This is a genomic window from Actinoallomurus oryzae, assembly GCF_039541955.1.
Lineage (GTDB): Bacteria > Actinomycetota > Actinomycetes > Streptosporangiales > Streptosporangiaceae > Actinoallomurus > Actinoallomurus oryzae.
On record NZ_BAABHF010000010.1, the window covers coordinates 25,105 to 39,395 of the forward strand.

Sequence of the window (14,291 nt, forward strand, 5' to 3'; positions counted from 1 at the left end):
CCCCGGCGGCTGAGCGCCGGGGCGCCGGTCAGCGGCGGCCGATGGTCAGCAGCGGTCCCGTCGTGTCGGCGAAGAAGTCGTTGCCCTTGTCGTCCACGACGATGAAGGCCGGGAAGTCCTCCACCTCGATCTTCCAGACGGCCTCCATGCCGAGCTCGGGGTACTCCAGCACGTCGACCTTCTTGATGCAGTCCTGCGCGAGCCGCGCCGCCGGTCCGCCGATGGAGCCGAGGTAGAAGCCGCCGTGCGCCTTGCAGGCGTCGGTGACCTGCTTGCTCCGGTTGCCCTTGGCCAGCATGACGAACGACCCGCCGGCCGCCTGGAACTGCTCGACGTAGGAGTCCATCCGGCCCGCCGTCGTGGGGCCGAAGGAGCCGCTGGCGTAGCCCTCCGGCGTCTTGGCCGGGCCCGCGTAGTAGACGGCGTGGTCGCGCAGGTACGACGGCATCGGCTCGCCGGCGTCGAGGCGTTCTTTGATCTTGGCGTGGGCGATGTCGCGGGCGACCACGAGCGGGCCGGTCAGCGACAGCCGCGTCTTGACCGGGTACCGGCCGAGCTCGGCGCGGATCTCCGACATCGGCTTGTTGAGGTCGATGCGCACGACGTCGCCCTCGAGGTCGTCCTCGGTCGTGTCGGGCAGGAAGCGCGCCGGGTCGGGCTCGAGCTGCTCGAGGAAGACGCCGTCACGGGTGATCTTCGCCAGGGCCTGCCGGTCGGCGCTGCACGACACCGCGATCGCCACCGGGCAGGACGCGCCGTGCCGGGGCAGCCGGATCACGCGGACGTCGTGGCAGAAGTACTTGCCGCCGAACTGCGCGCCGATGCCGAGCTGCTGGGTGAGCTCGAACACCTGCTGCTCCAGGTCCAGGTCGCGGAAGCCGTGTCCGCTCGGGCCGCCCGAGGTCGGCAGGGTGTCCAGGTAGTGCGCGGAGGCGTACTTGGCGGTCTTGAGGGCGTACTCGGCGCTGGTGCCGCCCACGACGATGGCCAGGTGGTACGGCGGGCAGGCCGCGGTGCCCAGCGAGCGGATCTTCTCCTCCAGGAAGGCCAGCATCCGCTTGGGGTTCAGGACGGCCTTGGTCTCCTGGTAGAGGAACGACTTGTTGGCGCTGCCCCCGCCTTTGGCCATGTAGAGGAACTTGTACGCGTCACCGGGGGTGGCGTACAGCTCGATCTGCGCCGGCAGGTTGCTGCCGGTGTTCTTCTCCTCCCACATGGTCAGCGGCGCGAGCTGGGAGTAGCGGAGGTTCAGGCGCGTGTAGGCGTCGTAGACGCCGCGCGCGATGTGGCGTTCGTCGTCGCCGTCGGTGAGGACGTGCTGCCCGCGCTTGCCCATGACGATCGCGGTGCCGGTGTCCTGGCACATCGGCAGGACGCCCGCGGCGGCGATGTTGGCGTTCTTCAGCAGGTCGAGGGCGACGAACCGGTCGTTCGGGGAGGACTCGGGGTCGTCGAGGATCCGGCGGAGCTGCGCGAGGTGGGAGGGCCGCAGGAGGTGGGAGATGTCGTGGATCGCCGTCTCGGTCAGCAGCCGCAGCACCTCGGGCTCCACCTGGAGGAACGTACGGTCTCCGGCGCCGAACTCGCTGATCCCGTCGGTGGTCAGCAGGCGGTATTCGGTCTCGTCGGGACCCTGCGGAAGAAGTTCGGTGAAGGCGAACTCGGGCATCGGTTTCCTCACAGGCGGCACGGTGTGGTGAGGGTTACCAGGGTAGAGCGGCCCGTCGACGCGATGGACGAGGGTCTTGGTTCCGCCGAACAGGGGTATGTCCTGACTTTGGGGGAATCATGGTTCTGACCTCACAGACCTTGATCAGCGGCCTGTTCCGCAACGAAGCGGCGATCTTCGGGGTACTGATCGTCGTGGGCGTGATCCTGGTGACCCTCTTCGTCGTGGGCTGGATCGTGATGGTGCGCCGGGGCGGCAACCGCGAGTGGCCGTTCCGCTGATCTCTTGAGGCCGACGAGCACGCCGAGGCCGACGAGAAGGGCGCCGGCGAACTCGGCCATGCCCGGAGACCGCAGGCCGAGAACCATCGTGGTCGCCACCGCGCTGACCGGGATCAGCCCGGCGAACAGCCCGGCCCGGTCGGCACCGATCCGTCCCAGCGCGTCGTACCAGGCGATGAACGCGCCGGCCGTGACGACGAGCGCGAGGTACCCGAGCCCGGCGGTCTCGCCCCAGGTCGGCGTCCGCAGCACCGACCCGCCGTCCACGACCAGCCCGGCGGCCAGCAGCATCGGCACCGCCGCGGCCGCCGAGTAGGCCGAGACCCGTACCGCGCCGAGCCGGGGCAGCAGCGGCAGGGCCAGCAGCGAGAAGCACACCTCCCCGGCCAGCGCGCCGAGCGCCAGCAGGAGACCGGGCAGGCTGCCGCCGCCCAGCCCGTTGGCCAGGGCCGCCCCGAGGGTCACCACGGCCGCCGCGGCGACGATGCGGGCGGCCGGCCGCCGCCTCTCCATGAGCGGCGCCACCACGGCGAGCACGACCGGGACCGAGCCGACCACCGTCCCGATCGTCGCGGGGCTCGTGTAGCGGGTGCCCTCGACGATGCAGACGTTGAACCCGGCCAGGCCCGTGGCGGCCAGCGCCGCCAGCAGCGGCCACTCCCAGCGGGCACGCGGGCCCGGTCGCGGGCCGCGCAGCCGCGCCACGCCCAGCAGGATGACGGCCGCCACCGCGTACCGGACGGCCTGCCCGCCGTAGACCGGATAGCGGGAGACGGTGGCGGAGACGGCGGTGAGCGTGCCGACGGCGGTCATGGCGACGGCGGCCTGAAGAATGCCGCTGATACTGGTGTTCTGCCCCATGTGCTGAGACGCTAGAGGCCGAATGGTTCCCTCACGAGGACCAATCCACGCCACGTTCTGAGGACCATTGGACCTGCATCTGCCCCTGGACCGTCCGGCCGGACGGCTCGCGGCCCAGCTCGCCGACGGCCTGCGCGCGGCGGTGCGCGACGGACGCCTGCGACCCGGCGCGCGCCTGCCCTCGACCCGCGACCTGGCCGCCGACCTGGACGTCTCGCGCGGCGTCGTGGTGACGGCGTACGAACAGCTCGTCGCGGAGGGCTTCGTGGTGTCCCGGCAGGGCGACGGCACCCGGGTCGCGCCCGCGCCCGCCGTGCGCCCGGCGCCGGAGTCGCGCAGCGAGGCTCACCGGCGTGCGCTGCGGCTCGCCGCGGGCACCGAGGCGGGCCCGGCCGACCCGCCCGGCATCTCCTACGACCTGCGGCCGGGCAAGCCGGACCTGGCCGCGTTCCCCCGCGACCGCTGGGCCGCGACGCTGCGCGACGTCCTGCGCGAGCTGCCGCACTCCGCCCTGAACTACCCCGATCCTGCGGGTGTGCCGGAGCTGCGGACCGAGCTGGCCGCGCACCTGGCACGCGTGCGCGCCGCCGTGGCCGACCCGGCGGCACTCGTCGTGACCGCGGGCGTGGCCCAGATGCTGGCGACCGTCCCGCGCATCCTGATCGAGGAGGGGCACCGGCTGCTCGCCGTGGAGGACCCGCTGGGCCACCACCAGATCCCGATGATCCGCGCCACCGGCGTCGAGCTGACTGGCGTGCCCGTGGACGAGGAGGGCATCGACGTCGACGCGCTGGCCCGTACGCGAGCGCGGGCGGTGCTGGTCACGCCGGCCCACCAGTTCCCCACCGGGGTCGTGCTCTCCCCCCGGCGCCGCGCGGCGCTGATCGACTGGGCGCGCGACGTCGACGCGCTGATCATCGAGGACGACTACGACGGAGAGTTCCGCTACGACCGCGACCCCGTCGGCTGCCTGCAGGGGCTCGCGCCGGAGCGGGTGCTGCTGGCCGGTTCGGTGAGCAAGGCGCTGTCGCCCGCGCTCCGCCTCGGCTGGGCGGTGGCGCCCCCGTGGCTGGCGGTACGCCTGCGCGCGGCACGTGGCCTGTACGACCTCGGCTCGCCAGTGCTCGACCAGCACGTCCTCGCGCGCCTGATCGCCGGTGGCGAGTACTCCCGGCACCTGCGGCTGATGCGCCGGACGTACCGGGACCGGCGGGACGCGTTCGTGGCCGCGCTGGGCGAACACCTGCCGGAGGTACGGGTGCACGGCGTCTCCGCCGGCCTGCACGCGTACGCCGAACTCCCCGGCGACTGCGACGAGGACGCCGTCGTCGCCGGGGCCGCGACGCTGGGCGTGGCGGTGGAGGGCGTCGCCCCGATGCACGTGGGACGCCCCGGCCCTCCCGCGATCGTCGTCGGCTACGCCCGGCTCACCGAGAGCCGCATCGCCGAGGCCGTCGGCCTCCTCACGAGAGCCGTCGCCGCCGCCCGACCCGGCGCCCGGGGCGATCTTCGCCGCGCATAGGGTCGATGCTGTCGGCACAACGTTCCAGGAGGCGTCACATGTCCGAGCAGGAACACCGGGTCGAGCACGACTCCATGGGAGACGTCCGCCTCCCGTCGTGGGCCAAGTGGCGGGCGCAGACGCAGCGGGCCGTGGAGAACTTCCCCATCTCGGGTCAGCGGCTGGAGCGCGCGCAAATCGCGGCGCTCGCCCGGATCAAGGCCGCGGCGGCGCGGGTCAACGCCGAGCTCGGCGTCCTCGAACCGGACATGGCGGACGCCGTCGAGAAGGCCGCGCTCGCCGTCGCCGACGGTGAGTACGACGAGCACTTCCCGGTCGACGTGTTCCAGACCGGGTCCGGGACGTCGTCGAACATGAACGCCAACGAGGTCATCGCGACGCTCGCCCAGGAGCGGCTCGGCCGTCCCGTCCACCCGAACGACCACGTCAACGCCTCCCAGTCCTCCAACGACGTCTTCCCCACCTCGATCCACACGGCCGCCACCGGTCTCGTGGTGGACGAGCTGATCCCCGCGCTCCGGCACCTCGCGGACGCGCTGACGCGCAAGGCCGGGGAGTTCGCCTCCGTCGTCAAGGCCGGCCGCACCCACCTGATGGACGCCACACCGGTCACGCTCGGCCAGGAGTTCGGCGGGTACGCCGCCCAGGTCGCGTACGGCGTGGAGCGTCTCGAGGCCGCCCTACCGCGCCTGGCCGAGCTGCCGCTGGGCGGCACCGCGGTCGGGACGGGCGTCAACACGCCGGCCGGCTTCGCCGAGCGGGTCATCGCCGAGCTGGCGCGCGACACGGGCCTGCCGCTCACCGAGGCGCGCGACCACTTCGAGGCGCAGGGCGCGCGCGACGCCCTCGTGGAGACCAGCGGGGTGCTGCGGACGATCGCGGCCGGCCTCATCAAGATCGCAAACGACCTGCGCCTGATGAACTCCGGTCCGCGGGCCGGCCTGGCCGAGATCCGCCTGCCCGAGCTCCAGCCGGGCTCCTCGATCATGCCGGGCAAGGTGAACCCGGTCATCCCCGAGGCGGTGTGCCAGGTCGGCGCGCAGGTCATCGGCAACGACGCCGCCATCGCCTACGGCGGCACGGCGGGCACGTTCGAGCTCAACGTGATGATGCCGATGATGGCCCGCAACCTGCTGGAGTCTCTACGGCTGCTGACCGCCGTCTCCCGCGTCCTCGCCGACAAGTGCGTCGACGGGATCGAGGCCGACGCCGAGCGCGGCCGGGAGTACGCCGCGTCGTCCACGGCCATCGTCACGCCGCTCACCCGCTACATCGGCTACGAGGAGGCGGCCAAGGTGGCCAAGCGGGCGCTCGCCGAGCGCCGGACCATCCGCGAGGTCGTGCTCGACGCCGGGTACGTCGACCGCGGCGACCTGACGCTCGAACAGCTCGACGCCGCGCTGGACACGCTCGCGATGACCCGGCCGAGCGGGTCCTGAGGCCCGCACTCCAGGAGGTCCGCGACCTGGGTCAGTACCAGCCCGCGGCTTCGGCGTGGTCCCAGGCGGCGCACGGGGTGCCGTACCGGCGGGCGATGTAGGCGAGCCCCCACTTGATCTGCGTCGCCGCGCTGCTGCGCCAGTCGTCGCCGGCGCTGGCCATCTTCGATCCCGGCTTGGCCTGCGGGATGCCGTACGCCCCGGACGACCGGTTGCGGGCCAGGTGGTTCCAGTTGCTCTCGCGCGTCCACAGGCGGTCCAGACAGCGCCACTGCCGTTCGGACCAGCCGCGCGGGGTCATGAGCGCCACGGCCAGCAGCCGGTTCCGCAGAGGCGCCGAGATCTCCAGGGCCTCGACGCGCCCGGAGTCGTGTGCGGAGTCATGGTCGGCCCGGACCTCCGCCGTCGCCGTACGGCCGGGCGCCCAGGGGCCCACCGTGACGGCGCAGCCGATGGCCGCCGCGATCCGGATGATGTATCGATGCACAGCCAGGAAACTGTCCGCGGGCCCGGCGGGGCGACACCCGCGCGGGCGGCATCCGTGCCGGGCCGTTACCGGTTCTTTGCGGCCGCCGCGCCGTTACGTTGCCCCTGGCGCGTGACGTGGTGACGCCGGTGGCCGGTGCCGGGCTTCTTGTGGTGCCGTGCCGCGACGATCCGCGCCGCGGCCGTGCTCGGCGACGCCGCCCGTGCGGGCGCCGCCAGAGCCAGTCCGGCCGCGGCGCCGAGGCCGGCCAGCACGGCGACGGCCTTCGGCAGAGCGGAACCACGTATGGAGTTGTGGGCCACGATGTACCTCTGGACGCCTAGTACCAGCCGGTGGACTGGGAGTGCGACCAGGCCCCGCAGGGGGTGCTGTACCGGTCCTTGATGTAGCCGAGGCCCCACTTGATCTGGGTGGTGGCGTTGTTCTGCCAGTCGGGCCCGGCGCTGGCCATCTTCGATCCCGGCTTGGCCTGCGGGATGCCGTACGCCCCGGACGGGTTGGCGGCGTGGACGTTCCAGCCGCTCTCGCGGTTCCACAGGTTGACCAGGCAGCCGAACTGCGAACTCGGGCTCCACCCGTAGCTCGGCAGCAGCGAGCGCGCGATGCGCTGCGCCTCGCTCGCCGGCACCGGGTCACCCGCGCTGGGAGTCTTCGGCTTCGGCTTCGGCGGGGGCGTGCCCTTGGCCATGAGCTTCGGCCGGACCACCTGATCGCGGGCGGCGCGGGAGGCGCGCTTCTTCAGCTCCTTCTGGCGCCGCTTCTCGGCGTCCGCGCGCTGCGCGTCGGTCAGCGGCGCGGGGGCCGGGGCCTGGGCCTGCACCTGCGGGGGGTTGCTGTGCTTGCTCGATGAGCCCCCGGTCACCGCCCAGGCGACGCCTCCGCCGCCGACCACGGCGACGGCCGCGGCGACCGCGGCGAACCGGATCAGCCGCTTGTTGCTCGCGCTGGGGGTGCGCCGCATGTCCTCGAAGTCGGGCGCCGGGTCCGCCCCGGGACCGCCGTAGGGCGGCATGGCCGACGTGGCCATGGGCTCCGGCTCGTACTCCGGCTGGTACACGGGGATGTCGTGCGCCGTGTTGTCGGACACCTGGCCCATGGAGTCGTACGCGGCGGTGGCGTTGCCGTCGGACGCGTCGTGGGCGTAGGCGGTCGTGTCGTAGGCACCGGTGTCGTACGACGGCGTCTCGTACGACGGCGTCTCGTACGACGGCGTCTCGTACGCGCCGTCGTCCTGGGCGGAGGGCGCGCTGAGCGGGGTGCCGGCGACCTTGAGGTCGTCGTGCGGCGCCGGAGCCGGGCCGCCGCCGGTCTCCCACGGCGCCGGCTGGGGGGTGGCGCCGTCCTGTCGATCGTCTCGTCCGGGTGACCTGAATTGGTCTCCGTACAAGGCGGTCCTTCCGAAGGTCGCACGCGCATGGGCACACGTGCGAATGTCCTCACTCCAGGAACCGGCGCGGACGCGCTCGGCGCGGCCGTCGATTCCCTGGGTGGGGCACGCCCTCCGTGACGGCGTACGGCGGGGGGTGAACGCCGGGACCGGGGGGCTGTCCCACTGGAGTGCTTACGGCGCCCAAGACTGCACGAAGACGGGGGGTACCCCGCAACCGGAATGCCGTGACTGATCTCACGTCGAACCATGTCACTTTAGGAACAGAGCGCTCAATTAACCCGACTATCAGCACTTTCCAAGCTTTCTCCCATACACTGTGACTTTGGTCACATAATTACCGGAAACCGCTCGGCGACTTCACAGCGTGACGAAAACCCCCCGGCTCCCGGAGGTGCCGAGGGGTCGCGTACGGGACGGATCAGACGCCGACGTCGCCGAGCGTGTCGGTCACGAGGGCGGCGATCGGCGAGCGTTCGGACCTGGTCAGGGTGACGTGCGCGAACAGCGGGTGGCCCTTGAGCTTCTCGACCACCGCGACCACGCCGTCATGCCGTCCGACCCGCAGGTTGTCACGCTGTGCGATGTCATGGGTGAGCACGACGCGCGAGCCCGCGCCGATCCGCGACAGCACGGTGAGCAGCACCCCGCGTTCGAGAGACTGCGCCTCGTCGACGATCACGAAGGAGTCGTGCAGCGAGCGGCCGCGGATGTGGGTCAGCGGGAGGACCTCCAGCATGCCGCGGTCGAGGACCTCCTCGATGACCTCCGGGGTGGTGATGGCCGAGAGCGTGTCGTACACCGCCTGGCCCCACGGCGACATCTTCTCGTTCTCGGTGCCGGGCAGATAGCCGAGCTCCTGGCCGCCGACCGCGTACAGCGGGCGGAACACCACGACCTTGCGGTGCCGGCGCCGCTCGAGCACGGCGTCCAGGCCGGCGCACAGGGCCAGCGCGGACTTGCCCGTGCCGGCCCGGCCGCCGAGCGAGACGATGCCGATGTCCTCGTCGGTCAGCAGGTCGAGGGCGACGCGCTGCTCCGCCGACCGGCCGTGGAGGCCGAAGACCTCACGGTCGCCGCGGACCAGGCGTACGGACTTGTCGGGCATGACCCGGCCGAGGGCGGAGCCTCCGCCGGAGAGCAGCCGCAGGCCGGTGTGGCAGAGCAGGTCCCGTGCCTCGTCCAGCTCGATCTGGCCCGCGTCGTACAGCCGCTCCAGTTGCTCGGCCGACACCTCGAGTTCGGCCATGCCGGTGTGCCCGGTCTCGACCACCTTCTCGGCGCGGTACTCCTCCGCCGTCAGCCCGACGGAGGCCGCCTTGACCCGCAGCGGCAGGTCCTTGGAGACGAGAACGACGTCGTTCCCCTCCTGGGACAGCGACCGCGCCACCGAGAGGATGCGCGTGTCGTTGTCGCCGAGCCGGAACCCGGCCGGCAGCACCGAGGGGTCGTTGTGGTTGAGCTCGACCCGGACCGTTCCACCGTCGTCGCCGATCGGCAGGGGTTCGTCGAGCCGACCGTGCGCGAGCCGGAGGTCGTCGAGCGTCCGCAGCGCGGCGCGGGCGAAGTAACCCAGCTCGGGGTGGTGACGCTTGGCCTCGAGCTCGGTGATCACGACGATCGGGAGTACGACCTCGTGTTCGGCGAACCGGGTCAGCGCTCCCGGGTCGGCCAGCAGGACACTGGTGTCGAGGACGTACGTGCGCCGGGTGGCGGCTGATCTGGCCACTCGTTCTCCTTCGGGCACCTGCCCAGGCGGACCGCCTGAGGAGGCGTCCTTTCCTCGGGGGGACCTGTTTCGACGCCGGAGCCGCCGTCCCACCCGGCAGAGAAGAGCCGACCAGGTGGTTCAGGAGCCGTAGCGACGATGTCTCGCGGCGTAGGCGCGGATCGCCCGCAGGAAGTCGACCTTGCGGAAGTCAGGCCAGAAGGCCTCGCAGAAGTAGAACTCCGAGTGGGCGCTCTGCCAGAGCATGAAGCCGGAAAGGCGCTGCTCTCCCGACGTGCGGATGACGAGATCCGGGTCGGGCTGGCCACGGGTGTAGAGATGCTCGGCAATGTGCTCGACGTCGAGGACCTCGGCGAGTTCCTCGATGCTGGTGCCCCTGCTCGCCTGTTCGTGCAGGAGTGAGCGCACCGCATCAGCGATCTCACGTCTACCTCCATACCCAACTGCGACGTTCACAATCAGGCCGGGGGCATCGGATGTGCTTTCTTCGGCATGTTTCAGGACACGCGCCGTCTTGTCGGGGAGGAGGTCGAGCGCGCCGACCGGCTTGACGTGCCACCCCTGCGCGGCGAGGTCCTCGACGGTGTTCTCGATGATCTCCAGGAGGGGCTCCAGCTCGGCGGCGGGCCGGCCGAGGTTGTCGGTGGACAGCAGCCACAGCGTGACCACCTCCACGCCCGTCTCCTGCGACCACTGGAGCAGCTCGGAGATCTTGTCGGCGCCGCGCTGGTGGCCGGTGTTGATGTCGGCGATGCCCATCGAGCGGGCCCATCGCCGGTTGCCGTCGAGGATGACACCGATGTGGCGCGGGTTCGCGTCGGGGTTCAGCCTCGCCTCAAGCCGTTGTTCGTACAGCTTGTAGACAAGGTCCCGCAGGCTCATGAGCCGCACCTACTCCCAGTTCCGCGCCATGGTGTGAGCAGTCAATTATCGCGCTCAGCTCCGCATGCGGGGCCCGTACGGATGAACTGCCGGAAAACCCCCAGGTGCCCACCAGCGTCACCTCAGCCTCGCCGGACACGGTGAGAGACACCCTCAATGGACGAGGGTGCCTCTCAGCGCGTCTCAGTGCGTCTCCTGCCGGCGCGGTCAGCGGATGGACTTCAGGATCGCCTCGTCGAGGCCGCGGAACGACGCCAGGTACTCACGCCGCTCGGTCTTCATCCGCTGCACCATCGCGTTGTACTCGTCGAGGCGGCCCTGCCGCTCGTACAGCCGCCGGGGCTGCAGGATGTCCATGTCGTCGATGCCCGGCAGGGAGGACGCGACCTCGTAGCCGAAGTCGGGGTCCTGCTCCCACTCGATGGTGTCCTCCACGATGGCCTGCACGATCGCCGACGAGTGCGGGATCTTCACCTTCTTGCTGCGGTCGTCGCCCTCGCCGCCGCCGACGCGGCCGGTGTTGAGCACGAACACCCGCATCTCGTGGCCGTCGAGCAGTTCGAGCATGCGGTTGCCCATGTCGGCCATGTCGCGCGGGAAGAACGGGTTGGTGCCGGGAACGCGGAGGAACTTGCCCTCCTCGTCCTTGCCGCCGGCGCTGGTGCCCGTGGTCTCGCCGAGCATGAAGTACGCCGCGGCCTGCGCGCGGTCCAGTCGCGCCACGCCCGGGACGATGTTCTCGTTGCGGTTGAGGATCAGCAGGAACTCCGCGGGCTCCACCTGGTCGGCCGGCCACGGGTCGACGTACTTGAACGGCCAGGTCGTACGCCCGTTCTTGGTGTACGACGTGTCGAAGAAGTCGACCTTGCCGTTCTCGTCGACGGAGACGTTCTCCAGGTAGGCGTCCGGCTTGGTCGTCGCGTGGTAGATCGTCGGCTCGAACTCCGGGTCGAGGCCGAAGGTCTTGGCGAAGCAGCCGTTCTCGGTGGTGTAAACGCGCCCCTGCGGCATCAGCGCGATGAAGTCGTCCTGCACCGGTTTACTACCGAGCTGGGTGGTGAAAGTCGTCGTGGTCTTGCCGGTTCCGGAGAGCCCGACGATCAACACGGTCTTGTTCTCGCCGCCCACCGGAATGACCTTGCAGCCCGCGTGCAAAGAAAGACCGCCGCGCTTGTAGACGATGTTGTTCCACATTCGCAGGCCGCCTTTCTTGGACTCACCGAAGTAGTCCGAATTGAAGACGCGCGTGATGTTGGAATTGAGGTCGACGGCGATGAGGCGGTCGTTCGGGTAGCCCTCCATCGGGAGGTTCGGCGTGTAGACGACCGTCGTGTGCGGGTCCCACGTCGCCGGGTCGTAGTCCTCCCCGGCCGGGTAGTAGAGCTGCTGCTGCATCCCCGCGATGTTGGCGTTCGAGGCCTCGATGACGAGGCGCGCCCGGGTGCGGAACTCCGGGTCGCTGCCGATGTAGCCGTCGACGACGACCACGTCCTGCCGGGCGAGGTAGGCCTCCTGCGCGGCCGCGACGCGGTCGTACTCGGCCCGCGTGATCGTCTGCTTGGTGGTGTTGGTCGAGTCCTCGACGATGTAGGTCGACTTGGCGCTGCGGCTGTCGACCCTCGTCTTCACCACGACGTTGGCGAACTCCGTGACCGACGAGTTGGGCATCTTCTCGGTGAGTTCACGTAGTCGCTCCGGGCCGGGGTTCCACTCGACGGAACTGGCCTTGACTTCGTACGCCACGATCGCTCCTTCAAGCCGACACGCCCCTCGGCTGAATGACCAGGGGTTTTTCCGAGTGTACCCGGAGGAACGATTTATAACATGGCGGGGGCCGGTTTAGCGAGAGCGCTTTCGTGTCATTGGTTTAGACCTTTGGCATAGACCTTTGGATTAGACCTATGGATTAGACCTGTTTCGCGATTCTCATTTGTTTCGCTTGTGTTGCCGGCACGTTTTAGCGGCCGAGCATGCTCACACCTGGGGGCCGGCGGCGCGCGCCCGCTCGACGTGCTGCAGGGCGTCGCGGAGCTCGGCCAGCCAGTCGTCGGCGTTCTTGCCGACCAGGCGCACGCACCACGCCAGGGCGTCGCTGCGGCTCCGCGCCACGCCCGCGTCCACGAGCGTGTCCAGCACTCTGCGCTCCGACTGCCGCAGCCGCGTCATCACCGGCACGGACAGCTGGGTGAACATCGTCGTCTCGTCCCCGCAGCGGACGCCCCAGGAGACCTTGCGGCCGAACCGGTGCTCGGCCTCGCGGGCGATGTCGACGCGGCGCTCACGCGTGTCCTCGCGGAAGCGCTGCACGTGGCCCGCGATGACGCCGGAGCGTTCGGCCGCGGAGGCGCCGTCGGCCGCCTTCGGCTCGGCGAGCCGGCCGATCACGCTGATCTCCTCGCGGTCCAGCACGACCTCGGGAGCCCCCTCGAACCACTCTTCCGGAAGCCGCCCCGTGAACCACCCGCGCAGCTTCTCCAGCCCATCATTCGTAGTCATGTAATCATGATTACACACTAACGCCGAACCGGCCAGCACGAGGTCGAGGGCACGGGTGCCTTGCAGGGCGACGACGGACCAGCGGCTCGTGGGAACCGGCCACGGACACTCGTCCGCGGCCGGTTGGACTGTCAGGGAGAAAGGGCCTCGCTCAGGCGCCGCCGGCCTTGCGGGCGGCGAGCTGCGGGTTGACCCGGATCGCGCCCCAGAAGTTGGTCATGTAGACCGTCTGGATCTGCACGTCGGTGCCGGTGTGCGGCGCGACGACCATCTTGTTGTTGCCGAGGTAGATGGCGATGTGCGAAACGCCGTTGAAGGTCGGGTCGTTCTTCCAGGTGAGCAGGTCGCCCGGCTGCGCCTGGCTGAAGGGCAGCCGCCAGCCGGTGAACGCCTGGATGTCGGCGGTGCGCGGCATCCGGATGCCGGCCTTCGCGAAGGCGTACTGCACGAGCCCGGAGCAGTCGTAGCCGCCCTCCGCGTCGGACTCGCCGCCCCAGACGTACGGCATGCCGATCTTCGACTCGGCCGCCCGGATGACCGTGTTGACCTGGGGCGCGGTCATGACCCTGCCGTTCGGCGCGCGGCCCGGGGCGCTCGTGCCGTCGTACCGCGACTCCAGCGCCGCGGTCTTCGCGCCGTGCGGCAGGACCTTGGCGAGCGCCTTGCGGAGCTTCGCGACGTCGGTGTGCGGAGCGCTGACGAGCAGCGCGTTGCCGGACGGCATGCCGATGGAGCGCGCGGTGGCGTGCGAGACGACCGCGTCGACCTGGCCGATGCCCATCGTGGCGTACGCGCCGACGCGCACCGCGGTCTTGTGGTCGGTGCCGCCGATCTGGGTCCAGGAGGCGAGCGGGACGCCGCCGTCCTTGCCCATCGTGAAGGAGATGGCGACGTCGCCGCCGGAGATGTTGCGCCACAGCGCGTCGGACTTGGCGCTGGCCTCGGGCGTGTACGCGCGGAAGGTCGAGGGCTCGACGCCCATCACGCCGACGCGCTTGCCGGCGACGAACGCGCGGGCCGCGTCGACCACCTCGACGGCCTTGACGCCCTTCACGTGCCGGACCGCCTCGACGTACGCCGCGGGGATGGTCTGCCCGGAGGCGACGAGGACGTGGGGGACGATCTCCTTCCGCAGCGCGGAGACCGCGCCGGGGTTGTAGCCCGCGGGTTCGGCCGCGGCCACGAGACGTTCGTCGGCCGGTCCGGCCGTGGTGCCGCCCTGGTCACGCGCGACGACGACCGCGATGTCCGCGGCGACCGTGGTGACGAGTGTGACGCCAATGACCGTCGGCAGCATGCGGCGGCGGCTCGGCCAGCGCACAGCACCCCTCCTCATCCCCGCTGTGTCGTACGACTATGGCCCACCGGGCAACGGTCGTCTACCCATGCACCGTATGGACCACTCGTCTCCGCCCGGCCGCATCACGCGTACAGGCGCCCGCCATTGAGGTAACACCCCGATAACTGAAAGATCAAGACCGTTCGGCGCCGATGTTGACAGAAATTCCAATGAGCGGCCTTTCGGGGCGGACGCAGCG

General features: G+C 70.6%; 12 protein-coding genes. 2 read left to right on the top strand and 10 right to left on the bottom strand.

Features of this window, described 5'->3' with window-relative positions; all coding sequences use genetic code 11:
* Positions 1 to 28 precede the first annotated feature (28 nt).
* The gene (locus tag ABEA10_RS05005) at positions 29 to 1,669 is read right to left on the bottom strand and encodes a fumarate hydratase (protein WP_345458134.1); all 1,641 of its coding nucleotides are present in this window, start codon (positions 1,667 to 1,669) and stop codon (positions 29 to 31) included.
* 131 nt (positions 1,670 to 1,800) lie between these two features.
* Positions 1,801 to 2,811 (bottom strand): EamA family transporter, encoded by a 1,011-nt coding sequence (locus tag ABEA10_RS05010; RefSeq protein ID WP_345458136.1) that lies wholly within the window; start codon positions 2,809 to 2,811, stop codon positions 1,801 to 1,803.
* 67 nt (positions 2,812 to 2,878) lie between these two features.
* Here ABEA10_RS05010 and pdxR point away from each other — a divergent pair, with 67 nt between their 5' ends.
* Positions 2,879 to 4,333: a MocR-like pyridoxine biosynthesis transcription factor PdxR gene (pdxR, locus tag ABEA10_RS05015; protein WP_345458138.1), complete on the top strand. Its 1,455-nt coding sequence runs from the start codon at positions 2,879 to 2,881 to the stop codon at positions 4,331 to 4,333.
* 38 nt (positions 4,334 to 4,371) lie between these two features.
* A complete protein-coding gene (locus ABEA10_RS05020; protein WP_345458140.1) occupies positions 4,372 to 5,772 on the top strand; it encodes a class II fumarate hydratase in 1,401 nt (466 codons plus the stop codon).
* Between the two features lie 31 nt (positions 5,773 to 5,803).
* Here ABEA10_RS05020 and ABEA10_RS05025 read toward each other — a convergent pair whose 3' ends face one another.
* The 8 genes from ABEA10_RS05025 to ABEA10_RS05060 form a co-directional block, all read right to left on the bottom strand.
* Positions 5,804 to 6,259 (bottom strand): aggregation-promoting factor C-terminal-like domain-containing protein, encoded by a 456-nt coding sequence (locus ABEA10_RS05025; protein ID WP_345458142.1) that lies wholly within the window; start codon positions 6,257 to 6,259, stop codon positions 5,804 to 5,806.
* Between the two features lie 65 nt (positions 6,260 to 6,324).
* Positions 6,325 to 6,561, bottom strand: a complete 237-nt coding sequence (locus ABEA10_RS05030) for a hypothetical protein (RefSeq protein WP_345458144.1) — start codon at positions 6,559 to 6,561, stop codon at positions 6,325 to 6,327.
* Positions 6,562 to 6,578: 17 nt separating this feature from the next.
* Positions 6,579 to 7,646 (bottom strand): aggregation-promoting factor C-terminal-like domain-containing protein, encoded by a 1,068-nt coding sequence (locus ABEA10_RS05035; protein WP_345458146.1) that lies wholly within the window; start codon positions 7,644 to 7,646, stop codon positions 6,579 to 6,581.
* A gap of 421 nt (positions 7,647 to 8,067) precedes the next feature.
* Positions 8,068 to 9,375 carry an RNA 5'-3' helicase PhoH2 gene (gene phoH2 / locus ABEA10_RS05040; RefSeq protein WP_345458148.1) on the bottom strand — a complete coding sequence of 436 codons (1,308 nt, stop codon included), beginning with the start codon at positions 9,373 to 9,375 and terminating at the stop codon, positions 8,068 to 8,070.
* A gap of 120 nt (positions 9,376 to 9,495) precedes the next feature.
* Positions 9,496 to 10,257 carry an isoprenyl transferase gene (locus ABEA10_RS05045; RefSeq protein ID WP_345458150.1) on the bottom strand — a complete coding sequence of 254 codons (762 nt, stop codon included), beginning with the start codon at positions 10,255 to 10,257 and terminating at the stop codon, positions 9,496 to 9,498.
* A 207-nt stretch (positions 10,258 to 10,464) separates the two neighbouring features.
* Complete coding sequence (locus ABEA10_RS05050; protein ID WP_329242109.1) at positions 10,465 to 12,000, bottom strand: phosphoenolpyruvate carboxykinase; 1,536 nt, start codon at positions 11,998 to 12,000, stop codon at positions 10,465 to 10,467.
* A 231-nt stretch (positions 12,001 to 12,231) separates the two neighbouring features.
* Positions 12,232 to 12,753: a hypothetical protein gene (locus ABEA10_RS05055; protein ID WP_345458153.1), complete on the bottom strand. Its 522-nt coding sequence runs from the start codon at positions 12,751 to 12,753 to the stop codon at positions 12,232 to 12,234.
* A gap of 151 nt (positions 12,754 to 12,904) precedes the next feature.
* Entirely contained in the window at positions 12,905 to 14,074 is a 1,170-nt protein-coding gene (locus tag ABEA10_RS05060) for a C40 family peptidase (RefSeq protein WP_345458155.1), read from the bottom strand.
* Positions 14,075 to 14,291: the final 217 nt, after the last annotated feature.